The organism is Helicobacter jaachi, from assembly GCF_000763135.2.
Lineage (GTDB): Bacteria > Campylobacterota > Campylobacteria > Campylobacterales > Helicobacteraceae > Helicobacter_C > Helicobacter_C jaachi.
Genome location: NZ_JRPR02000010.1, coordinates 1 through 24,301, shown reverse-complemented (window position 1 = coordinate 24,301; position 24,301 = coordinate 1). Strand labels below are relative to the sequence as shown.

General features: G+C 41.6%; 20 protein-coding genes and 1 other RNA gene. 7 read left to right on the top strand and 14 right to left on the bottom strand.

All coding sequences use genetic code 11. The features are described from left to right. The first annotated feature begins 11 nt into the window (after window positions 1-11). Window positions 12-1,037 (top strand): aldo/keto reductase, encoded by a 1,026-nt coding sequence (locus LS71_RS08540; RefSeq protein WP_081946274.1) that lies wholly within the window; start codon window positions 12-14, stop codon window positions 1,035-1,037. A 27-nt stretch (window positions 1,038-1,064) separates the two neighbouring features. Here the strand turns inward: LS71_RS08540 and dapF are convergent, their stop codons facing one another. The 11 genes from dapF to trpB form a co-directional block, all read right to left on the bottom strand. Further along, a complete protein-coding gene (gene dapF, locus LS71_RS08535; protein WP_034355234.1) occupies window positions 1,065-1,850 on the bottom strand; it encodes a diaminopimelate epimerase in 786 nt (261 codons plus the stop codon). Between the two features lie 7 nt (window positions 1,851-1,857). Next, window positions 1,858-2,457 carry a dephospho-CoA kinase gene (coaE, locus tag LS71_RS08530; RefSeq protein ID WP_034355237.1) on the bottom strand — a complete coding sequence of 200 codons (600 nt, stop codon included), beginning with the start codon at window positions 2,455-2,457 and terminating at the stop codon, window positions 1,858-1,860. 7 nt (window positions 2,458-2,464) lie between these two features. Continuing rightward, the gene (locus LS71_RS08525; RefSeq protein ID WP_034355239.1) at window positions 2,465-3,256 is read right to left on the bottom strand and encodes a spermidine synthase; all 792 of its coding nucleotides are present in this window, start codon (window positions 3,254-3,256) and stop codon (window positions 2,465-2,467) included. Window positions 3,257-3,354: 98 nt separating this feature from the next. Then, an RNA gene (gene ffs, locus LS71_RS08520) (signal recognition particle sRNA small type) lies at window positions 3,355-3,452 on the bottom strand. A 46-nt stretch (window positions 3,453-3,498) separates the two neighbouring features. Then, window positions 3,499-4,179, bottom strand: coding sequence for a homeostatic response regulator transcription factor HsrA (gene hsrA, locus LS71_RS08515; RefSeq protein ID WP_034355243.1), 681 nt, complete (start codon window positions 4,177-4,179; stop codon window positions 3,499-3,501). 48 nt (window positions 4,180-4,227) lie between these two features. Further along, window positions 4,228-4,986 (bottom strand): polysaccharide deacetylase family protein, encoded by a 759-nt coding sequence (locus tag LS71_RS08510; protein WP_034355245.1) that lies wholly within the window; start codon window positions 4,984-4,986, stop codon window positions 4,228-4,230. After that, a complete protein-coding gene (gene flgL, locus LS71_RS08505) occupies window positions 4,983-7,550 on the bottom strand; it encodes a flagellar hook-associated protein FlgL (protein ID WP_034355249.1) in 2,568 nt (855 codons plus the stop codon). Before flgL ends, LS71_RS08510 begins: the two co-directional genes overlap by 4 nt. Before the next feature lie 94 nt (window positions 7,551-7,644). Beyond that, window positions 7,645-8,259 (bottom strand): GTP cyclohydrolase I FolE, encoded by a 615-nt coding sequence (folE, locus tag LS71_RS08500; protein WP_081946275.1) that lies wholly within the window; start codon window positions 8,257-8,259, stop codon window positions 7,645-7,647. A gap of 19 nt (window positions 8,260-8,278) precedes the next feature. Next, window positions 8,279-9,211 carry a zinc metalloprotease HtpX gene (gene htpX, locus LS71_RS08495; protein WP_034355253.1) on the bottom strand — a complete coding sequence of 311 codons (933 nt, stop codon included), beginning with the start codon at window positions 9,209-9,211 and terminating at the stop codon, window positions 8,279-8,281. A gap of 89 nt (window positions 9,212-9,300) precedes the next feature. Next, entirely contained in the window at window positions 9,301-12,303 is a 3,003-nt protein-coding gene (locus LS71_RS08490) for a DUF2339 domain-containing protein (protein WP_034355256.1), read from the bottom strand. Between the two features lie 149 nt (window positions 12,304-12,452). Beyond that, window positions 12,453-13,718: a tryptophan synthase subunit beta gene (trpB, locus tag LS71_RS08485; RefSeq protein WP_034355285.1), complete on the bottom strand. Its 1,266-nt coding sequence runs from the start codon at window positions 13,716-13,718 to the stop codon at window positions 12,453-12,455. 142 nt (window positions 13,719-13,860) lie between these two features. On the opposite strand from trpB, the gene trpA reads away from it, so the two are divergent. Next, the gene (trpA, locus tag LS71_RS08480; protein ID WP_052058064.1) at window positions 13,861-14,715 is read left to right on the top strand and encodes a tryptophan synthase subunit alpha; all 855 of its coding nucleotides are present in this window, start codon (window positions 13,861-13,863) and stop codon (window positions 14,713-14,715) included. Window positions 14,716-14,753: 38 nt separating this feature from the next. On the opposite strand, the gene LS71_RS08475 is transcribed toward trpA, so the two are convergent. Continuing rightward, window positions 14,754-15,221, bottom strand: a complete 468-nt coding sequence (locus LS71_RS08475; protein WP_052058060.1) for a hypothetical protein — start codon at window positions 15,219-15,221, stop codon at window positions 14,754-14,756. 101 nt (window positions 15,222-15,322) lie between these two features. On the opposite strand from LS71_RS08475, the gene LS71_RS08470 reads away from it, so the two are divergent. From LS71_RS08470 to carB, 4 genes are all read left to right on the top strand, one after another. Then, a complete protein-coding gene (locus tag LS71_RS08470) occupies window positions 15,323-15,703 on the top strand; it encodes a RidA family protein (RefSeq protein ID WP_034355259.1) in 381 nt (126 codons plus the stop codon). A 230-nt stretch (window positions 15,704-15,933) separates the two neighbouring features. Next, window positions 15,934-16,815, top strand: coding sequence for a signal peptide peptidase SppA (gene sppA, locus LS71_RS08465; RefSeq protein ID WP_034355262.1), 882 nt, complete (start codon window positions 15,934-15,936; stop codon window positions 16,813-16,815). 11 nt (window positions 16,816-16,826) lie between these two features. Continuing rightward, window positions 16,827-17,663: a formyltetrahydrofolate deformylase gene (purU, locus tag LS71_RS08460; RefSeq protein ID WP_034355291.1), complete on the top strand. Its 837-nt coding sequence runs from the start codon at window positions 16,827-16,829 to the stop codon at window positions 17,661-17,663. A 63-nt stretch (window positions 17,664-17,726) separates the two neighbouring features. Then, the gene (gene carB, locus LS71_RS08455) at window positions 17,727-21,032 is read left to right on the top strand and encodes a carbamoyl-phosphate synthase large subunit (RefSeq protein ID WP_034355265.1); all 3,306 of its coding nucleotides are present in this window, start codon (window positions 17,727-17,729) and stop codon (window positions 21,030-21,032) included. A 97-nt stretch (window positions 21,033-21,129) separates the two neighbouring features. Here the strand turns inward: carB and LS71_RS08450 are convergent, their stop codons facing one another. Together LS71_RS08450 and LS71_RS08445 are read right to left on the bottom strand one after the other, a co-directional pair. After that, entirely contained in the window at window positions 21,130-21,381 is a 252-nt protein-coding gene (locus LS71_RS08450) for an RNA-binding S4 domain-containing protein (protein ID WP_034355268.1), read from the bottom strand. Continuing rightward, a complete protein-coding gene (locus LS71_RS08445) occupies window positions 21,381-21,809 on the bottom strand; it encodes an L-threonylcarbamoyladenylate synthase (RefSeq protein ID WP_034355272.1) in 429 nt (142 codons plus the stop codon). The genes LS71_RS08450 and LS71_RS08445 overlap by 1 nt, the downstream gene beginning before the upstream one ends. Before the next feature lie 173 nt (window positions 21,810-21,982). On the opposite strand from LS71_RS08445, the gene flgE reads away from it, so the two are divergent. Beyond that, the gene (flgE, locus tag LS71_RS08440; protein WP_034355275.1) at window positions 21,983-24,139 is read left to right on the top strand and encodes a flagellar hook protein FlgE; all 2,157 of its coding nucleotides are present in this window, start codon (window positions 21,983-21,985) and stop codon (window positions 24,137-24,139) included. Window positions 24,140-24,301: the final 162 nt, after the last annotated feature.

Sequence of the window (24,301 nt, the reverse complement as noted above, 5' to 3'; positions counted from 1 at the left end):
AAGGAGGACTTATGGATAAGCATTCAGATTCTATAAACACAGCGCGCAATAGGCGAGAGTTTTTAAAAGATTCTAGTAAAATGGCGGCATTGGTTGGCGGAGTGGCGTGTTTTGGGGCGTTTGGTGGGCAGATGTTTGGGGCAGATTCTAAAACGCAAGATTCTAAAAAAGATTCTAAAACACAAAGTTCTAACGCAAAAGATTCTAAAATTACAGAATCTAACCACGCTATAACGCTAAATAATGGCTTAAGTATGCCGCTTGTGGGGCTTGGCACTTATGATTTGCGCGATAGTGCGTGCGTGCAGGCGATGCAAGATGCGCTAAGCGTGGGCTATAGGCTCTTTGATACCGCTCAAATGTATGCGAATGAAAGCGAGGTTGGCAAGGGTTTAAAACGGGGCTTAAAGGCACAAAATATCGCGCGCGAACGCATTTTTGTCACTACAAAACTTAGCAACAATATGACCTATGCGGAGTGCAAAAAAGAGATTGATGTGCGGCTAAAAAAGCTTGATTTGGGCTATATTGACTTGCTGCTGCTGCATCGCGAGTTTGAAAATTCAAAAGATATGTGGCGGGCTATGCAGGAGGCGCATAAGGCGGGAAAAGTGCGCTCTCTTGGGCTTTCAAACTTCTCGCAAAGTGCGTTTTTGGATTTTATCAAAACCTGCGAGATTAAGCCTGTAGTAAATCAGCTTGAAACGCATGTGTTTTTCCAGCGGCGCGAGTATCAGGGCGTGCTAGAGGCGCATGGCGTGCGCTTGCAGGCGTGGAGTCCCTTTTCAAAGGGCAAAAACGACTTTTTTAATAACGAGGTGCTACTAAAAATTGGCAAAAAGCATAATAAGAGTGCGGCGCAAGTGGGGCTAAACTACCTTGTGAGCCGCGGTGTGAGCGTCATTCCAAAGACTAGCAAGATTGAGCGAATGCGCGAAAATCTTAACATTTTTGACTTCACACTTGATAAAAGCGATATAGATTCTATTGCTAAACTTGACACGGGCAAAAGCTCATTTGGGTGGTTTAATGCGTGATTTATAGAATCTAAAAAAGTAAGGACCTCAAAGCCACTCGCAGAGGGCTATGCGCTTTACTTCGCCTTGAAGTAAAATATGATTATGCTCACTCATAGCGAGCGTTAGAGGCTCGTTACTTGGCGGGATAAGCGTTGTAGGATTTTGACATAATTGATTATTTAATGCTAGGGCAAATACAGCCGCCGCGCCTGTCCCGCAAGCCTCTGTAATATCCTCCACACCGCGTTCATAAGTCATATAAAAAATTTTATCCGTATCTGCAAAGGCAAGATTGATATTAGCATTATATGCCTGCCTTAAATGCGCTAAGAGTGTATCTTTTTTGTAAGTTAGCGCCTTTCTATCCTTTACAAAACCTACCAAATGCGGCACTCCACTATCAAGCAATGCCCAAGAATCCACGCCATAAGGATTAGATTCTATAATATGCTCCTCAAGTATTTTATACGCGCCCAAATCGCTCTGCACCAAAGTATCGCGCTGCTCATCAATGTGAATACGTATGATACCCGCTTGCGTAAGAAAACTATGCTGTTTTGGCGCAATACCCTCCATATAGGCGTAATGCCCCACACTACGGCTTGCGTTACCACACATAGCTGCGAGCGAGCCATCGGCATTATAAAAATCCCATTGATAGCTATAGGGCGTGTTATGTGTGGGGATAACCACCACCATACCATCAGCGCCGATGCCATTGTGCCGCTCGCAAACGCGCTGGGCTAGCTGCGCGCGGGAGCTATCATTGAGCGTGTGAGTGGTGGTGATGAGAAAGTCATTGCCATTGCTGCTATATTTGACAAAGCGCATACTAAGCCTAGCTGGCGTGTGTGGGGAGGGAGCGCAAGTAAGATTCTACGCGCTGTTGCAAAGCGCGCAAATCGCCATCATTACCGATAATATCATCAGCTAAGCGGCATTTTTGCTCAATGGGGAGCTGAATGGCTAATCTTGCCTTTGCCTCTTGCTCTGTGAGATTATCGCGCTTCATAATGCGCTCAATAGCCTTTTTGGCAGGCGTATAAACCACAAGAGAGCGCGCCACAGGATAGACATCTTTTCCACCCACTTCAAAAAAAAGTGGAATATCTAGAAAATACCAAACGCGCTTTTGCTCAAGGCGCTGGGCTTGGGCAAGAATTTCTTTTTGGATATAGGGGTGGAGGATTTTTTGGAGTATTTCGCGTTTGGGTTGGTTGGCAAAAACGATTTTCCCAAGCTTTTTGCGACTAATTTTGCCATTTTCAACAATCTCATTGCCAAAAGATTCTATCACTTCGTTTCCGTGGGCTTCTAGCATTTGGTGTGATATAGAATCTGCGCAAATGCTCTCATAACCATAGAGCGAAAGAAGGCTTACAAGCGTGCTTTTCCCGCTGCCAATAGTGCCTGTGAGTGCGATTGCATACTTTAACATCTAGCACCTAAAAACGCGCAATATGCTTAATTTTTTCAAATAAAAAATGCGGCAGCACAAAGGCGCTTTCGTGAATTTTATCATTATAATATCGCATGCGTGGGAGCAAATCAATCTTTTGCAAGCACATATCCGCGCAGGGGTGGAAACGCTTAGAGGCAAAAATATAGCTTTTGTCGCTTAAAATGCTTAAATGCGGTGAAAAAGGCATAATGACATTAAAAAAATCCACGCACGCGCTCATCTGCTCTATGAATGCTGCCTCCTCTAGCAAAGGGTGGTGATTGCGGATAATGAGTATGCCCTCACTTGTCAGCATACGCGATAATCCATCGATTTGGTGTTTATTCATATAAGAATCTGCGATGATGACATCATATTTTTTTATATCTAAATCCATGACCTGCCCTACGAGATTAAAGCGTTCATTTTGCATAACCTTATGAAAATGAGGTAGGAAGCTCATAAGTGAATCTAGGCTTTTTCTATCGCTCTGCACGCAATCAACCCGCACTCCCTCGTGCTTAAAGCACTCATGAGCAATCTCAAGATTAAAGCTATCAAAAAGCAATACTTGCTCTGGTTTGGGTATCACGCAAAGGGGGAGGTGGGCGAGCAATTCAGATTCTATAAACAGATATTTTTGAAGCATCAAATGCGTCTCATCAATCATTGCCACTTCATTAAAATCAGCACTTTTAAAAATCTCCACAATATGCATGCTGCGCGAGTCTAAAATCTTAGTATCAATAGTGTATTCTTGTCGAAAATTCGGTGTGAGCTGCCGAGTAATCCACATAATAAATCCTTTTTCTCATGCTTAAAAATAATACTTTTTTAAAATCGCTAACTTAAAAAATTTAAAAACTATTGTGAAAATTAAGAATGGAGTATAACTCCCCTGCAGGTGCTTATGGCACACAGATTCACAGAGTGCTCTGCTGTGTTCCCACCCTGAAGCGTTGCTCCGTAAGCCTATTGCACAAGTCTGCAAGGAAGCGGGCGCATTATACTGCACAAGGGCTTAAAAGTGATTGAAATCTAGCTTTCGCTCGGCTTTTTGGGGTAGCAGAAGCGATAGCCCCTGCGGCGCACAGTCTCGATAGTGCCGATATTGAGAGGTTTATCCATTTTTTGACGAATTTGATTAATTGCTACTTCAATGACATTGGGCGTTACAAGCTCTGGCTCCTCCCAAATGGCATCAAGGAGCTGCTCTTTTGATACGATTTGGTCGCGGTGGCGCGCTAAGTGGGTAAGCACCTCAAAAGGTTTGCCCTTTACTTCAATTTCTTGCCCTTTGTATGTGATTTTCTCTTCATCGGGATTAATAACTAAATCCTCAATTTCAATGACGCTTGACCCCCAGAATCTTAGTCGTGCCTGCACTCTAATGAGTAATACTTCAGGGCTAAAAGGCTTAGGCACAAAATCATCTGCGCCCTCCTTAAAAGCTCGAATTTCATTTTCGGCTGAATGCTTGGCAGAGATGATAATCACAGGTGTGCGCGGGGATTTCTCTTTTACTTGTGAGATAATATCAAGCCCGCAGCCATCGGGTAAATCCCAATCTGATAGCACTAAATCATAATTGCGGATACTGATAAAATATTCGCCATCTTTTAGATTCTCGGCAACATCAGTTTGATAGCTATGCTCATTGAGTGTTTCTGCGATATTTTTGCATAAGGTGGCATCATCTTCAATGACTAGGATTCTCATTTTCCATTCCTCTCAATACTTAAATTTAGCTTTGGATTATAGCATAGATTATAAAAATATTTTGCCAATTCTAAAATTTCTTGTGCTTGAAGTGGCAAATAATACCTTTTTGAACCAAAACACATTATCTTTTACATCATAGCGTTTAAGCTCATCATTGTTATCTGTAAGTTTATTAAGCCCGCCGCTCATAGTGTAAAATGCCTCATAGCCCATACTTTTAGCCGTCCTTAGTAAGCCTTGATTATAGTTTCCATCGGGCCACGCGAGGTGTTTGGTTTCTACATTGAGATGCTGCTTAATAAGGCGCTTTGAAAGCTCAAAATCCTCATGCCATGAAAGTGAGACAATATTTGAAAATTGATAGGTATGTGTCATTGAGCCAATGCTAAATACATCTTGCATAGAGCGGATTTCTTCCCAATTACACATCACACTGCGCGGATTAGCAATGAGAGCATTTTTACATTCACTATGAGGTGTGGGGACATACTCGCTTGTGAGTTTTGAGGCTTCATCTACCCATTCTGTAACGACAAACAATCCCGCCTTCACCCAATAATGCTTCAAAATCTCATAAGCATTCATATAAATATCGCGCCACGCGCCATCAAAAGTAAGCATAACACAGCGATGTGGTAGCTGTGCATTCTGTGCTTTAATGCTAAAAATATCATCAAGGCTTAAGAATTGAAATGATTTTTTCTGCAAATACTGAATCTGCTTTTCAAAATTTGCAAGCGATACACTTTGAGAATCTTGCATATCGCGAATATGGCTATATCGCAGTATGGGAATGCACATCATAGGTAATTTACCAACGACATTTGATTAATACGGCTTGTAGAGGCTAACACAGCATTGTAATTAGTTGTAAGATTAGAAAAGTGATTATAAGTTTGCGCCACATCTGTGCCAATCACATCGCTCTTAATAGATTCTATCTGCACGCGCAATACTTCATTGCGTCGTATTACATTTTCAAAACTGCGGCTATGCGCGCCATTTAGGGCAATCATCTTTTCAATATGGTCGCTTAAATGCCCAAAAAGCTCAATAGCATTTTGAATGCCCTTATTGCGCATTTCGCCTGTATATTCCTCGCCAAACGCATCTGGGCGATATACGCCTGTCCTCACTGCCTCAATAATGCCATCAAGCGAGCGGAAAAAATCTATATCGGGCTGGTCTATGGTGAGGGCATTATTGGCATTAAAAGTAAGCGAAGAGCGATAGTTGCGAATACCCTGCTCGCTAAAATCATTGCTCGCATTATCATAAATCATAAATCTCATACGCGATACAGAGCGCATTTCATCGCGTATTTCAATACGCCCATCATTGCTAAGATACGCACTCACTCGTCCTTTTGTCTGCTCTAAGAGCGCTTCATAGGCAGTTTTATTATCTTGCGTGGGAGCGTTGTTTTGAGCCTCTGCGGCTTTGTATTGCTCCATAGGTTGGTTACTATAATTAAGTGCTATATTAATCGCATCAAGCAATTGACGATAGGTTACATCATCAGCCTTGCTAATGGTAATGGCTGGAGGTTCATCGTGTGGATTATAGAGCGGGATACGAAACTCAAGCTGTGATTTAGGGTCATTAATATTAAAATCTGCATTAGGCAGCACTAAATATGAGCCTTTGTTACTTAGCTCAATTCTTGCATTCACAGGGATACCATTGTGGTCATCAAGCACTAATTGATAAGTCTGCCCATCAAGACTTCCGCCCGCCACTTCTATGAGCTTTGTCTCATCATTAGCATAGCCCATTCCGCTAGATAGAATCTGCGAGACATTTGAAATGAGCTTTGAGCCTTGATTTTCAAAGCTCACTTGGTCATATTCTGTGCGATAATCGCGCCTAATGCCCTTTGTCTCTAGCCCGATATCATCAAGGGTTGTAAGATGCAGGCTAAAGCCGCTTGGTCCATTAAAAGGTGGCTCCATCATATCTCTATCTTTATGCGTTACATTCATATCGCGCAGCACCAGCTCACCGCGTATAATTTCGCCCTCCACCTTGCCACCAAAGTGATTTTTAATCATCGCAAGCAAATCTTGCACCTCTAAATCATCATCGACATTTACGCTTAAAGATTCTATAGGCTCTTCATTAATAGTCCCATCATCGTGATTTGGGCGTGTGCCACCGATGATGAGCGTTTTTGTATCTTCACTTAACACATCTTTAAGCTTTGTAGTAAGCGTAGCGGGGAAATTCTCCTTTGTGAGCAGAGTAGAGGGGAAAGTGAGATTGCGATGGTCATAATTATCTTTTATAGCCTTTAAATGACTTTGCGAAAATTCGCCCAAAAATGGACTTTTTTGAAAGCTTGTAACGCGCGCGCCAAGTGAGGGCAGCTCATCGACATTATCCACATTCATATCGCTTGAAATAAGATTAAAATCCAAATTTGCGCTACCGGGCTTTAAATTTTTAATCTCAATTTGTCCCCAAAAATTTAAGCTCACATCAACGACTTTATTTTTGCTTGTATTGCCAAATTCTTTGCCTATTTTATCAAGCAAATCCTGCACTTTTGTGGCATTTTTTTCATTTTTATAGCCTACATCAAATTCAAATTTACTCTTGAAGCTTGTGCCATCAGGGCGCACACCGCGCAAATAAAAATATTCTTTGCCATTATTGCTTGTGTCATTATCATTATCCCCAAGTAAATCGCGCAAAGTATCCCCAGCTTTGATATACACCTCTTCAGGGATATCGCCGCGGCGGATTCTGTCCATAATGTCATTATTAAGCTTAGTTTGATTAAATTTGCGGATATTAGTTGTAATGCTTTTATGATGGTCAGAATCTCGCCCAAAAAATAGCTCTTGCCCCGTGATGTTATAAGGTATGGGATTATTATTACTCACGAGCGCTTCAAGGGTTTCATTATTGCCTTTGTATGTGCCATCAGGCTCAAAGGGGCGGATTTTTACATTACTGCCTGCAAAGAGAAACTCCCCGCCAATGGCGGTATTACCGATATTAATCATATGTTCTTTTAGTTTTTCTAAATCTCTAGCAATAGCCTCGCGCGAAGTAGGGGAGTGGATATCATTTGCCGCTTGAATGAGCTTTGTATTAAACTGCTCTGCGGTTAGAGATAGCTCGCTTAGAGCCTTATCGGTATTAAGCGTAGCGGTGTAGGCGTCATTGCCCACATCAATACCTTGGTCGAGGTTAATTTTTTCATACTCAAGCTTTAGATTCTGATTAAATACGCTGCTATCTTGGTAACCATATTGGATTTTTAAACCTGAAGCAATTTTGGTATTCATATCCATAAGCTTGCTTTGCATCGTGCCTTGATAATAATTCATTTGGTTGTATTTAGTGCCAAATGTAACTCTCATACTCTCATTCCTTGTGTGTGGTAATTACCTTAGAATCTATATCGACTTTTTAAGCAAAAACAATACCCTTTTTAAGCACTTTTGCATAAATTGTCTAATCTTTAATGAGCTGCATAAATTCTGCGCGTGTTTTAGAATCTGCCTTAAAATTCCCCCGCAGCGCAGAAGTAATAATAGGCGATTGCTTATGATTACCCCTCATCTCAAGGCAGAGATGACGCGCCTCGCATACGACAATTGCACCCTTTGGGTCAAGCTCGCACATTATAGAATCTGCAATTTGTGCGGTGAGCTGCTCTTGAATTTGCAAGCGATGGGCAAAGATTTCTGCCAAACGCGCCAGCCCGCTTATGCCCACAAAGCTTTTATTGGGGATATAGGCAATGGAGAGTGTGCCAAAAAAAGGCAAAAGATGATGCTCGCATATAGAGTAAAAGGGGAGTTTTTTTAAAATTATCATTTCATCGCATACATTATCTTTAAAAATACTGCCAAGCGCGGCTTTGGGGCTTATGGTGTAGCCATTAAGCATATCGCATAGACTTTGAGCCATACGCTCTGGCGTGCGCAATAATCCCTCGCGCGTGGGATTTTCACCGATATTTTGACACAAAATATTAAAAAATTCTGTGCTAGATTCTATAAGTGTGCTTACAGAATCTGCGTGGATAGAATCTATGTGGTTGTTTGAGTGGTGTTGTGCTGACATGTTATATCCTTGTAAAAAATTATGAGTAATGCTGCCCTAGCAGCGCTTTTATGCGATTTTGTGTGCTAGGGTGCGTGCTTAAGACTTCGCCCATATCAAAGAGATAGGCATTTTCGCGTGTAGGGTTTGGCTCCACATAGCGATTTTGCGCATAATCTTGACTAATTTTTTGTAATGCCCTAATCATAGGCGCGCTATCGCCCATAAGATACGCTGCACCAGAATCTGCCATATATTCGCGATTGCGGCTAATAAATAGACTAAGCACAAGTGTGAAAAGTGGCAAAATAAATTGCAAGATGAGCAAAATCCCTCGCGCTGCCCTTGCTCCTTGTGAATTTGCAGAGCTAAAATAAAAGGCAAAAATATTCACCCCCAAAAGCATAATATTGCTTAAAATCCCTACACACATTGTAAGCCGCACATCGCCGTGTCGTATATGACTTAGCTCATGCGCCATAACGGCTTTTATCTCATCTTCATTTAGTCGCTCAATGAGCGCTGAAGTAATGGCAATAAGGGAGTTTGAGGCATTCCACCCACTTGCAAAGGCATTCATATAAGGCGCTTCGATGATGTAAAGGGCTGGCTCAAAGGAGAGATTTGCTTTTTTTAATAAATCTTGCAAATTGCGATAGAGCATAGATTCTGTGCGGGAGAGGACATTACTAGGATTAATGCGCTTATATTCATTGCCGCTTAGCATAATGCGTGAAAACTGCGCAATGCTAAAAGCTACAATACCGCAAGCCACAAGCGCCATACCAAAGGTAATAAGGGGAAATTCATTAAAGCTTAAAAGTAGAGAAAAGCCCTCCTGCAGGCTATTAGCATTGATGCGGATAATGTCTGCAAGCAAGCCAATAAGGATAAAAATAACGATATAAATGCCTAAAACCGCGTAAGTTTTTAATCGATTTTGGGCGATAATGCGTTCAAAATGGGATTCCATAAAAGTCCTCCTTCAAAAGCATTTCATCTTTAAAGCGGTGATATTATGGCAAATTTGCTTAAATATGGTGCGCTGATTTTAAATATATTTTAAGTTTTATTATGAAAAATAAATTTTGAATACACCAAAGACACGCCCAAAAACACCACGCCCATGACCAAAAATAAAATAATTTTTGCTATGCTGCTAAATGAGCTAGCATCAATGAAAAATACTTTTAAAGCCGCGATGATAAAAAGCCCCAAAGAATAGAATCTAAATATTTTTATATCTTTTTTAAGGCATAAAATAAGCAGCACCACGCCCATAAACACAAATGCAAACGAATACGCATATACCTCTAGCCAATTCATTTGCGAAAAGCTCACAGGATAGAATCTAGCAAAGATTAAATCCACTTGCGTGTGTGTGAAAATAAAGCTCACGCCATTAACAAAAATCACAATGAAGCCTAAAAGTAATATAAAAATAATTATTTCTTGCGCGCGCTTAAGTATGTTAAAAGTAGATTGAGGCATGTTTATAAGCCATAGTGTTTTATCACACAGCCACCATAGCGCGCACATTGCCGCGCCTACGCCAAAGAGTATCCACACAAAAGCGCTTATGACATCAAAAGTGCTTGTAAATGCTATGCTATGAGAGCTTAAAACTAGCAGTAAAAAGCAGCACAAATCAAGTATGAATTTTGCTAAAAACACGCCAAATGCCATACTAAAAGCATATTTTAAAGTGTGATTTATAGAATCTAGGGCTTTAGCGTAGATTCTATCGCGCAAAGAGGGCAGGTATTTTAAGCACAAACCTATGCAAAGTATGGAGATAGGGTAGTGTGAATACTGCTCTAAAAGTCGTATGTGCAAATAAGCGCTCACATCATACAGCAGGGCTTGGAAAAGAATAATATACACGACTAAAAGCACAAAAAACATAGCGCCAAAAAAGACAGATTTATATCTAAAATCTTTCTTTCTTAGAATCCACAGGCTAAACATAAGTGAAAGCGCGTATAAAATAAGCTCCATTGTGCTAAGCTGCGCTAATTTCTCTGGCACACCTAAAAAGAAAGCAAAGCACTCACTGCTTGACAAATCTGTGTAAATAAACTCCACAAAAGCCACAAAGAAGATAATATACATAAAGCCCGCAATATCGCGCTCTAAAAGGCTTATACGCCCTATGCGCGCACCTTTACCAAGAGTAGCATATAGCGCACATAAAAGCGCTGGGAGGGCATATACTTTGAGATGATACCAATTGAGTATTTTTACTAAAAGTGCATTTTCGATGTGATAGGTTGATAAAAGTATGAGGCTTATAGCGCACAAAAGCCATAATAATGCATCAATTTTTATATTTTTTGCCCTATATTGTGGGCGCGCGGCGATGTAGTGGTATGTAAAAATTAAAAGCGCAAAAAAGCATAGGCTTGCAGGGCTATAATCTGCCACTATAGTAAATGCTATCACATTAAGCGAGGTGGGATTATTATATGAATAAACATACTCTAATCCCACATAGCCTAAGATAACGCCAAAAAGCAGCCAGAGATACCATATTTTGTGCGCGCTTATAAAGAAATTGCCCAAAATGCCAATGACAAAAAGCAAGACAAATACGCTTAATGTGCCAAAATACGCATTTGCGCCAATGAGCGTAATAAACATAAGGCAAAAACTAAAAATAATGCCGCTGCTTAGGAGTTTTTCGCCAATATGCCTATTCCAGTATTTTAGGCGTGGTAAAAGCAGTGTGATAATGCACAAAAGCGCTAAGAAGGCGTATTCTAAGCCACCAAGTTTACCAGCAAATGAAATTAAATATAAACTAAATGGCACAAGGCTTACAAACGCGCAAATCATAAAGCAGTAAAAGTAGGGATTGAAAAGTATGCTAGATTCTGTATTTTTAGAATCTAGCCGCGTGAGCATAAAAAGACTGCTTATAAACATCATAAAAATAAGCATAAAGCATAAGATTCTAGCGCCTAGCGTATAATCTTGTCTTAAGACAAAATCAAACACATAAAGCCATAAAAGTAGCCAGCAAATGGGCAATAGCAGGCGAGATTGACTTTTGTAGATAGCAAAATAGCAGCTTAGTAAGTAAAAACAAGTAAGATAGCTAAATAAAAAGGGCGCATTATAGCTGCTATTTGAAAGTAAAATCGGCGTGGCAAAGCCTCCTAAAAGCCCAAAAATGCCTATGATTAAGCCAAAGCGCGTGCAAATTATTAGGGCTAAAAATGCACTCACACCAAGCAGCCAAAAGGTTGTGAGTGCGCCAAAAAATCCATAAAGCTTAAATCCACCATAAAAGCTAAAAAATAGCACGACAAATCCCGAGCCAATGAGCGTTTGGGAGATTCTATCAATGATTTTAGGCGATGAGTTAGGCAATATGCGCGATGTTATGCGATTTAGCAGCGTGATTGCGCGAGATTTGCGCACTTTAGCGTGTATGTTGATATGCAGCATAAAGCCAAAGCCCATGAGCATAAAGCTAAAGCCAATGCATAGCCCAATGCGCACAGCAGGCGTTATAAGCTCATGCTCAAGCGAATAAATGATGAGGAAAAAAGCAGCCAGAATAAAGAAAATACCCGCGACAAAGACCATTACTTTTTGTGTAAAAATGCGCTCAAAGCTAAAGAGGCTATCTTTTTGACTTGATTTAGTTTGTGGGAATGGCGCGTGCGCGGTCGTATGTGGGGTTGTGTGCGAGGGGTTCATTATAGAATCTGACGCAGAATCTGATATGGTATGAGTATGCTTAGATGGCGCTACTTGCATATTTTGCTGCGTGGTGGGCTGTGATGTTGCGTGAGATGTGCAAGCCGGGCTAGATGCGAGATGAGATGTCGAGCTAGATTCTGTAGGGCTAGATTCTATAATGTGAGTTCTTGCCAAGTCTTTGGCAGTTTGGTTTTCTTGCATAGCAGTGAGCTTAGCCTCAAGGGAGATTATATGCCTTTGGAGGTTAAAAACTTCAATTTTTAGGTTTGCGCTTCTAGAATAGGCTATAATGCCCATAATCACGCCGCAAAATATAAAAATAATAATGCCTAAAAGTGTGAGTATTAATGCTTCCATTTAGCCTAAACTAACTCCCAAAAAATAAATTTTGCACATATTGCACTTTGTTGCGCCAATGATACTTAACCAAACAATACCAATGCGCGCCCTTATGTAAATTATATGTAAATTCTTTTATGAGTGATGCTTTATTGCAAAAAATCGCTCTATGCCTTAATGCAAGCGGCTTCTTGCTCTAAAAATGCTTTCCATTCCTTTGGATTTAGGGCTTTGGCTGTGATAAAAATATCTTTATCCCCCCTGCCAGAGACATTTACGATGATTTTTTTACCCTTTAAATTCGCACAAATGCGTATAAGTGCCGCTAAAGCGTGGCTAGATTCTAAAGCGGGGATAATGCCCTCATGTTTAGCAAAAAAACTAAGCGCCTCTAGTGCTTCTCTATCTGTAGCAGAGCAGAATTCTACGCGCCCTATTTGGTGCAAATGCGCTAATTGAGGTCCAATCCCAGCATAATCAAGTCCTGCAGAAATAGAATGCGTGTGGCTTAATTGCCCATCTTCATCTTGCAAAAAAATGCTTTTATAGCCTTGTGCAATGCCCTCACTAGCGTTTTTATTATTTATGCGCGTAGCATTTTCTCCTACATTACTTCCCACGCCGCCGGCTTCAACGCCTATGAGCTTCACACTTTCATTTTTAAGATAATGGCTAAAAAATCCCATAGCATTGCTACCACCACCAACGCAGGCTATCATTATATCGGGCAAGCCACTAAAATACGCCTTTGTTTGCTTTTTTAATTCTTTGCTAATTACACTTTGCAAATCCCGCACAATATCAGGATATGGATAAGGACCAAGCGCGCTTCCTAGCACATAAAATGTATCTTCACTGCTCTTGCTCCATTCTCTTAACGCCTCATTTACAGCATCTTTTAAGGTTTTGCTACCATTTTTAACGCTATGCACTTTTGCGCCAAATAGCTCCATATTAAAGACATTTGGACGCTGCCTTGCTACATCAATTTCTCCCATAAAAATTTCGCACGCTAAGCCTAGACGCGCACAAGCTGCAGCAGTAGCAAGCCCATGCTGCCCCGCACCCGTCTCAGCAATCACGCGCTTTTTACCCATATATTTGGCTAAAAGCACTTGCCCTAGCGCATTATTGATTTTATGCGCACCTGTGTTAGCTAGCCCCTCAAATTTGAGATAAATATCATTTTTTAGGATATTTGAGGCATTTTTTGCATAAATAAGAGGCGTTGGGCGTCCTACAAAATGCTTTAGTAAAAGTTTTAACTCCTTCTTATAGACCTTACTTCTAAAAACGCCATGATATGCCTTTTCTAGCTCCTTTAGTGCTGGGAGTAAAATTTCTGGCACATACTGCCCGCCAAAGGCGCAGCCCTTTCCCCTTGTCTCGCCAAAATAGCCATTTTTAGATTCTATAAACATTGTCTTTGCCATATACACCTCTTTGCAAATGATAAAAAATAGCAAGGATTGTAAGAAAAAATCTATTAGCCTCACTTTAAAATCAAGTGTTTTTCAAACAAATTGCGATACAATGGGCAATTTTCTTACTTTTTGTATAGCTTTGGAGGTTTTTATGAGCATATACACAAAGCCGCGTCTTATGGGACATATCATCGCTGGCTATCCAAACTTTGAGGCAAGTATGTATGCCGCACTTGGTATTGCGTATGCGGGAGCGAGCTATCTTGAAGTGCAGTTTCCATTTTCTGACCCAAATGCTGATGGAATAGTCATTGAGGAGGCTTGCAATCAAAGCATAATGCAAGGCTTTAAAGTTACTCAAGGCTTTGAGCTGCTGCGCGCGCTTTCTACGCGCCTTTTACACACGCAGCCTAAGCAGCAGCAAACACGACTTATCATTATGACTTATGCCAATCTTATTTATCATTATGGGATTGAAAATTTTATTAAAGAGGCTAAAGAATGCGGTGTATGGGCGCTTATAGTGCCTGATTTGCCCATAGATTGCGATGAAAAATTGCGCATTTTTGCCAAAAAACATAAAATACGCATTATCTCACTCATCGCGCCAAAGGCAAAGCCCTCGCGTATCAAAAAAATCGCGCGCATAAGTGATGAGCTTGTGTATGTAGTGGCGCGTTCAGGCACTACTGGAGCAAAGACGCATATTGATGACACACTTTTTGAGTGGCTAAAATTTGTCCGCAAATATTGCAAAAAGCCTATCGCGCTTGGCTTTGGGATAAATTCATATGAGCAGGTGGCTGCTTTATCGGGCAAGGTGGCTATTATTGTCGCAGGAAGCTATTTTGTGCGCTTTATTGCAGCATTAGCTCAAGATTCTATCGCTCCGCAAGATTATATGCAAAAGCTAAAAGAACATACCCAAGCCCTTATGGGTGGTGAAGCTACAGGGGTTAAAGGCATCGAGGCTAGATTAAAATCAACAAAAAAGAGCGGTATTTAAACACAAGCAACGCTTAAATAGCAATGCCTAAAGCTACTCTAGCGCAGTATATCAAGTGTTTGTTCTTGCTGCTCGTAAATGATTTTACTTTTATCCCACTCATGCTCGCCCTCGCGTTGCTTTAAGCCAGCCTTAGTATCTTCTGCGCCTTTTTCCTTGCCTGTGGGTGTTTTTGCCTTGCCTTTAATGTTTTTGTAATAAATAGTTGTTTGGGCATTGCCAAAATGGCTTGTTTCCTTGTCATAGAGGCTTTTTGTGCCGCCCATTATATCAGCCTCTGTTTTGCCTAGCAGTTCAGGCGGTATAGGCAGCCTTTTTACTGCACCATTAGCGCTTATTTCCATAATGCCAAGCAACACGCCTCTTTTATGGTCAATCATTAAGGTTTGGTTGGGCTTAAGATTAAGCTCAATGCGCTTAATAGTCTCAAAATCTAGCACCACATTATCTGCTAATGCACTCGCCACAGCCACCATAATCCCCATACAAGCTAATATCAAACGCATTTGCACTCCTTACAAAGCTAATTTATAAAATCTTAAAAAATAATGATTTAGACTTTATTGCTAAAATTATAGCCAATTTTTTATTTTTCAAAGGATTTTTTATGCAATCTCTTTCATTTGTTAGCACTGACAACGCTCCTCAAGCCATAGGACCATATTCGCAAGCCTGCATACACAATGGTTTAATCTACACTTCAGGGCAGATTGCCCTTACGCCGCAAGGTGATTTTATACAAGGTGATATTGTGGCTCAAGCTACGCAGGTGCTTGAAAATATTAAAGCCATTTTAGAATCTAGCGGCAGCAGTTTGCGCAAAGTGATTAAAACAAGCGTATTTTTGAGCGATATGGAGCATTTTAATGCCCTTAATGAAGTCTATGCATACTATTTTGACACGCACAAGCCTGCTAGAAGCACCGTTGCAGTCAAAACACTCCCCAAAAATGCGCTCGTAGAGATTGAGTGTATTGCCGCACTTTAAGATTGCGTGAGGTGCTTTAAAACATATGTGCGCTAGATTCTATAAATTTCCGCGCTATTGCTTTTTGACAAAAGCCGCGCGCATCTTATCTTCGGGCAAGTGAATTGCCCTGCGACGCCTAAAGTATAAAGTTATAGCTGCTTAAAGCATCTATCAACTTATTTTTTAAGGTTAGATTCTATATTCCTTATAGAATCTGCGCTATAAGTTTCAAGGAGTGATTAAGGACTATGGACGATTTGCGCAATATTTGCCGTATTTTCACTGCGCCGCTTGATTTTATTAATAAATATTTTAAGGCGTTGGTGTTTTTGTTTGTTGTGTTGTTTATTGTGTTTTCTGGCGATAATGGCGAGGAGGTAAATCCCCCAAATCTCGCCAAACTCTACCTCACTATGCCTATTTATGAAAGTGAAAAATTTGCCGCGCAAATAGAGCATATTACTAAAAATGATAATATTAAAGGTGTGCTGCTTATTATTGATTCGCCCGGTGGGGCAGTGGGAGCAAGTATTGAAATAGCTGATATGGTAAAAGCACTTGCTACAAAAATGCCAGTAATTGCCTATGTGCAAGGCTCAATGGCTAGTGGAAGTTACTACGCGGGTATGTATGCTCATAAGATTTATGCTAATCGTGGCGCACTTTTAGGCTCTATAGGCGTTATTTTTAGCGGCATAAACATAGAGGAGCTTATGAGAAAAATTGGCATTAGTGAGCAGGGTATTAAAGCAGGCGCGTATAAGGAAATAGGCACGATGACGCGTCAATGGAGCGCGGCGGAGAGGGCGTTTCTTGAGGATTTATTACAAGAGCAATACACGCTCTTTTGGCAAGATGTAATACAAGCAAGACAGAATCTAGCGAGCAAGGATTATCACGATTTTGCAGAAGGCAAGGTGTTTTCTGCCAAAAAGGCTTTGCAATTAGGACTTATTGACAATGTAGGCTCTATGGAGGAGGCTATTGTAGAGCTAAAAAAGCAAAGTGGCGTTGAAAATGCAGTGTGGCTTAAAAAAGACAAATTTGAAGCCTATATTGATAGTATTTTAGAATCTGCAAGCGCAAAGATTCTATCTCTTGCTGCACCTATGCTAAAAGCAAGCTTGTGAGTGTAGATTTTATGCCTGCACAGCGCGTTATTCTCATTAGCACACCCGATAAAAAGGGACTTATTTATCATATTTCATCGGTGTTGTATGAGCTTGGGCTTAATATCGAGCGCAATGATGAGTATGTCGATAGGGAGCATGAACATTTTTTTATGCGCACACATACGCGCGGATATGTGGAGGATACAATCCTAGCAGATAAGCTCAAAGCCGCTCTCACAGAGCAAAGCATAGTCAAAATCCAGCCTGTGGAGAAAAAGCGCATTATTTTGCTTTGCACAAAGGAAAACCACTGCGTTGGTGATTTGCTCTTGCGGCACGATAGCGGTGAGCTTAATGCGCATATTGAGGCAATTATTAGTAATTATGAGATTCTAAAGCCCTTAGCAGATAAATTTCATATCCCATTTATGCATATTCCTGTGGGGAATCTCACGCGAGAAGCGCATGAAAGCAGGCTTTTAGAGGCTATTTTGCCACTTAAGTGCCATTATCTTATCCTTGCTAAGTATATGCGGATTCTATCGCCGCATTTCACGCAGCATTTTGGGCATAATATTATTAACATTCATCATAGTTTTTTGCCTGCTTTCATTGGCGCTAATCCATACAAACAAGCCTATGAACGCGGCGTGAAGCTTATTGGCGCAACAGCACATTTTGTGAATGAACATCTTGATGAGGGACCCATTATCACGCAAGATGTGATTCATATTAATCATAGCTATTCATGGCAGGATATGCAGCGCGCAGGGCGTGATATTGAAAAGATTGTGCTTGCTCGCGCACTCAATCTTGCTTTGGAGGATAGAATCTTTGTGCATGGCAATAAGACAATTATATTTTAATCCCTGCCTAGTTTTAAGCACCTTTTATGTAAAATTTCCACTCAAACACCATAAAGGATAAATATGCCACGGCGAAGTGATATTAAAACAATTTTATTGATAGGCAGTGGTCCTATTGTCATAGGGCAGGCGTGCGAGTTTGATTATAGTGGCACACAGGCGATTAGGACGCTTAAAAGTCTTGGCTATAAAGTCGTGCTAGTAAATTCAAATCCTGCGACGATTATGACTGACCCAGATTTTGCTGATAGCACTTATATCGAGCCTATCGAGCCTGCAATCATCGCTGACATCATTAAAAAAGAAAAAATCGATGCGATACTGCCCACAATGGGCGGGCAAACTGCGTTAAATGTGGCGATGCAAATGTATGAGAGCGGTATGCTAGAAGGCATCGAATTCCTTGGTGCAAAGCCTGCGGCAATAAAAAAGGGCGAGGATAGACAGGCGTTTAAGGAGGCGATGATAAAAATTGGTATGGATTTGCCTAAGTCTGCTTACGCATATAGCGAAGAGGAGGCTTTGAGCGCGGCAGAAACTATAGGCTTTCCGCTTATAATTCGAGCGAGCTACACCCTTGCAGGTGGGGGCAGCGGCGTGGCGTACAATATCGATGAGTTTAAGTCTTTGGCGAAAAACGGCTTGCAGGCGTCTCCCATAAATGAGATTCTAATCGAGGAGTCGCTGCTTGGCTGGAAAGAGTATGAAATGGAGGTTATCCGCGATAAAAATGATAACTGCATAATCGTGTGTAGCATTGAGAATCTTGACCCTATGGGCGTGCATACGGGAGATTCTATCACTATCGCCCCCGCACTTACTCTCACTGATAAAGAGTATCAGCGAATGCGCGATGCTTCTTTTAAAATCTTGCGAGAAATCGGCGTAGATACGGGCGGCTCTAATGTGCAGTTTGCCATAAATCCAAAAAATGGGCGAATGACCGTAATTGAGATGAATCCGCGTGTATCGCGTAGCTCCGCTCTAGCGAGTAAGGCTACTGGCTATCCTATCGCAAAAGTTGCCACACTTCTTGCCGTGGGCTTCACATTAGATGAAATCACAAATGATATGACCGGCACGCCTGCTAGCTTTGAGCCTAGCATTGATTATATCGTTACGAAGATTCCGCGATTTACTTTTGAGAAGTTTCCTAAGGCGGATAGCACACTTAGCACGAGTATGAAGTCTATTGGCGAAGTGATGGCGATTGGCGGCACTTTTAAGGAGTCGCTGCAAAAGGCGTTGTGTAGCCTTGAGTGCGCCCTTTTTGGCTTTAATAGAATCTCCACTGATTTAGATTCTATAAAGCGTGAAATCCGCCGTCCAAACGCTTCGCGCCTGCTGTATATTGCGGAGGGCTTTGGGCTTGGGCTAAATGTAGATTCTATACATGAGATTTGTGGCATTGATAAGTGGTTTTTGAATGAAATACGCGAGATTGTAGAGGCTGAGAATCTAATCACAAGCGAGATTTTGCAAAATGCCGCCTTAATGCGTCGCCTTAAAAGTTATGGCTTTAGCGATAAAAATCTAGCATATTGGCTAGAGCAAAATGAGGGGATAGAGATAACTGAAAGCGAAGTGTATCAGGCACGCTTGGCTCTTGGCGTAGTAGCGCAGTATTGCGAAGTGGATACATGTAGTGCGGAGTTTCCATCTCTTACGTCGTATCTATACTCCACGATTGGTGATTATGAGAAAATACAGAATCTAGATTCTAAAGATTCTATAGATTCTACAGAATCTAAGATTCTAATAATAGGCGGTGGTCCAAATCGCATCGGTCAAGGCATAGAATTCGATTATTGCTGCGTGCATGCAAGCTTCGCCCTTAAAGACTTAGGCGCGAAAAGCATAATGTATAACTGCAATCCAGAGACGATTAGCACGGATTATGACATTAGCGATGTGCTATATTTTGAGCCTATCGACTTTGAGCATGTGCGCGCTGTCGTGGAGCGTGAAAAGCCAAGCGGGATAATCGTGCATTTTGGCGGGCAAACGCCCTTGAAACTCGCCCATTTGCTAACCAAGACAAACGCAAAAATCATCGGCACAAGCGCGAAAGTAATCGACATCGCCGAGGATAGAGAAAAGTTCGCAAAATTCATCGCAAAGCTAGAGCTAAAACAGCCAAAAAACGGCATTGCATTTGATAAAGAACAAGCCTTTGCAAAGGCAAATGACATAGGCTTCCCCGTGCTTGTGCGTCCTAGCTATGTTTTGGGCGGGCGGGCTATGCGGATAGTGCAGGATAATGAGGAGCTGAAACTCTACATGGACGAGGTTTTGCGTGTGAGTGAGAATAGCCCTGTGCTGATTGATAAATTCCTTGAGTATGCTATCGAGCTTGATGTTGATTGCGTGAGCGATGGCAGCAGCGTGTATATCGGCGGTATTATGGAGCATATTGAGGAGGCAGGGATTCATAGTGGCGACTCGGCGAGCTGCCTGCCTAGTGTGCATATTTCGCCTAAAATGCTAGATGAAATCACGCAGACTACCGCTAAAATCGCTCTTAGTCTAGGCGTGGTGGGGCTAATGAATGTGCAGTATGCGATATATCAAAATGAACTTTATGTGATAGAAGTAAATCCGCGTGCAAGCCGTAGTGTGCCATTTGTTAGCAAGGCTACCGGAATGCCACTAGCAAAGGTTGCGACAAGAGTTATGTTTAATTCAACATTACAGAATCTAGATTCTATATTGTTAGAGGCACTAAGATTCTATGACAAATACAGCGTTGTAACGCAAATAGATTCTAAGATTTATACGCATAAAAGGCTACATTACTCAAGCGTAAAAGAGAGCGTGTTCCCTTTTAATAAACTGCCAGGAGCGGACCTGCTTTTAGGACCAGAGATGAAAAGCACAGGCGAAGTTATGGGCATAGGCGCAAACTTTGCCATTGCATTTGCTAAAAGCCAGCTAGCATGCAAAAATGCCTTGCCCACGGCAGGAGAAGTATTCTTGTCATTGGCTAATATTGATAAAAAAGAGGGCGTTAAACTCGCGCGTGGTTTGAGTGAGCTTGGCTTCTCAATTTGTGCTACAGAGGGGACTTGCCGCATTTTGCGCGAGCATGGCATTGCAGCAAAACATATCCTTAAAGTGAGCGAGGGGCGACCAAATATCATTGATAGTATGACAAATAAGCAAATTAGCCTTGCTATTAACACAAGCGATAAGCATTCTAATAAGGACGACACCCAGCTTATTCGCACACAAATTATTAAAAATGCTATTCCTTATTTCACTACGCTTTCAGCCGCGCAAATGGCACTTGAGGCAATTAGGAGCATTCAAAAAAGCAGCATTTATAAAGCCTATCCTTTGCAGGATTATCTAGGCGCTAAAACTTTATAGTTTCCACATTGCGCCAAGTGGCTTTCTCAAATTGCCCGACACACGCGCACACTCAAAGCAAGTAGAGTTAGCAGACGCTCAGTGAGTAATACCTAATTTATTCAAAAATTTCCCTAAAATATTGGCTACTTTGAGATTTAGGAATGGTTTTTGTCGTGGGGAGGGCTAGCACCTCATAAATTTTTGTATATTCAAGGTAGTGCAAGCGGATAATATCCCCCACACGCACTTCTTTGCTAGATTTGACTTTTTTATTATTGATGCTCACCACGCCTTCATCGCACATATCTTGCGCGATTGAGCGGCGCTTTAGGATATTGACACTGCTTAGAAATTTATCCACACGCATTAGCGCCTCCTTTGAATCCTGTAATTATTAATTTTATAAATTTTTGAGCTAGCCTTTTGGGATAATCCCCTTTTATCATACACCACGACATCACAGGCTTTTAAAGCCCATTGTTTATTAAAATGCTGCCCACTTAGATTTGCCGAAGTCGAATACAGCGCCCTATGTGCGGATAAAAATCGTAAATGCCATTTATCCTGCACAAGCCTTATAGCCTTTGCATTGGGGTAGATAAAAGTCTTTAGCCTAGATTTGCGGATAAGATGTTTATATTTATTAGGCACGCGGATAAGGCGCTTTAGCGTGCTAAGCGAGCTAGATTCTATAAGGAGAGCTTTATGCGCGGGTGCGCTTTTGCATATATTAAGCGCGCGAGCATCGCGGCTTAACAATCCTGCGGTGCTATCGCACTGTGCGAGATAAATCATTCCTAACTACCTTTATATTTTTTATGTATTTTAGCATAAGCGCACTATTTCGCGCCCATATCGGCAAAAAATTATATTTTTTAAATTTTTGGAGCAAAATAATTAAAATTTGGAATATCTATTGCTTATACCTTTGCGATGAATATCGCAGATTCTAAGAGAAAGGATTAAATATGTTAAGGTCTTTATGGTCAGGTGTTAGCGGTATGCAGGCGCACCAAATCGCGCTTGATGTGGAGAGTAACAACATTGCCAATGTGAATACAGTTGGTTTTAAATACTCGAGGGCATCTTTTGTGGATATGCTTTCGCAAATTAAACTCATCGCGACTTCGCCTTACAAAAATGGGCTAGGAGGGCAAAATGACTTCTCAATCGGCTTGGGTGTTGGGATTGATGCGACTACAAAGGTTTTTTCACAAGGAAATACGCAAAATACTGATGTAAAAACAGATATTGCTATTGAGGGCGATGGATTTTTTATCATTTCTCCCGATAGAGGCACGACGCATAATTATACGCGTAATGGTGAGTTTTTGTTTGATGCGAATGGAAATCTTGTAACCACTGGCGGATATGTCGTGCAAGGCTGGGTGCGCCCACCACTTGAGGCTGCAGAATCTGGCACAATGAGTGATTTTGACTTCTTTAGGGTGGATAATACAGGACCTGTGAGAAATATCCAAATAGACCCAGGTATGGTAATGCCTGCGCGCGCGACAAAGACTATTACTCTGCGTGCTAACCTTAATGCTGGGCGACATATAGAGCAAATGCAAGAAGTTGCAGCACTAGATTCTACTGCAAGAACGGCAGCTGATGGGATTAGTCCGCTCTATGATTCTCGTGGTGTGCTTATGCAAGTGGGTGAGGATATGGGCGTGCTATTTAATGATGATGGCGATGCATTTTCACTTAATGAAAATCAAGGCATTTGGCTAAGCTACAAAACAGCTATGATTAAGCATGACACAGTGGCAACTAGTGATGTAAGCACCATAGGCATTAATGGTGAACAAGTGAGCTTTTCTAATAATTCTGCGATTACGGGGGTTAGCTCCATTGTGGCGGCACAAAATGCTATTAATTCATTGCGCGATAAAACAGGCGTGAGCGCATATGTCGATGCGGGACAATTAAGGATTGAAAACCGCAATCAAATGGACGGCGGTGAGAAAGTGAAAAATGTGCGCATTACAGCTAATGGAACGGGCGTATTTCAAAATTTTGTTAAGGGTGAGGAGGATATTACAGCCTTTAGATACCGCTATACAAAATCTGAAGATGCAGATTCTACTACTGGGCAGTTTAGGACGACAGAGGATTTGCGCGCACTTATTCAATATGATGCCAATATGATTAAAAATCCTGAAAAAACTTACCAAGAAAGCACCGCTTCTGTGGGCGTAACGCTTAATCGCTGGGGTATGTTTGAGATTATCAATAATGATGATGCAGATGATGAGCAGCGCAACCTTAGCTTGTATGTAACAAGCCACTTTTCGGATAATGTAACTAACAATGTGCTTTTCAAAGAAACAATGAAAGCGCTTAATACCGCTTCACTCATTGAGGGCGGCTCGGCTGTGAATACAGGCAAAATGGTCAAAGCCACGCACGCCACAAGTGTGGATATTGTCGATAGTTTGGGTAGTAAGCATAATATCCGCTTTGAGTTTTGGAAAACAGGCGATGCGATATGGAGCTTTAGAGCAGTAGTGCCAGAGCCTGCGCAGTTTGTGGGTGGCTCGGCGACTAAGCCTAATGTCTTTGAAGGAGGGCGCGCGACATTTAATAGCGATGGTTCGCTTTCAGGTATGAATCCACCTGTGCTGCACTTTGACCCCAAAAATGGCAGCAAAGGACCTCAAAGGCTTGAGCTTAAATTTGGTGCAAATGAGAGCTTTGGCGGCTTAACAAGTGTGGATAAAATCTCTGAAACCTATGCGATTAATCAAAATGGCTATCAAGCGGGCGACTTAATGGATATCCGCTTTGACTCAAATGGCTCGCTACTAGGTGCGTTTAGTAATGGACGCTCTATCGCGCTTGCTCAAGTGGCTTTGGCTAACTTTGCCAACAACACAGGCTTGCAAGCAGAGGGCGGGAATGTCTTTTCACAGACAGGAAACTCTGGTGAGCCTATGATTGGTGCGGCAAATACAGGGCGTAGAGGTGGTGTGAGCGGCTCAAAGCTTGAGATGAGTAATGTGGATTTAAGCCGCAGTTTGACGCAACTCATCGTGGTGCAGCGGGGCTTTCAGGCTAACTCAAAGGCTGTAACCACATCAGACCAGATTCTAAACACGCTCCTTAACCTTAAGCAGTAGTTTATAGAATCTAACATTTTGTAAGATGCGCGCGGCTTTTGTCAAAAAGCAATAGCGCGGAAATATAGAATCCACGGGGAATAAAAAAATGAGATTATAACTTCATTTTTATAAATACTCCTAAAAGTGCGCAAAAAAGGCTTATAGAGCTTGCAAATTCTG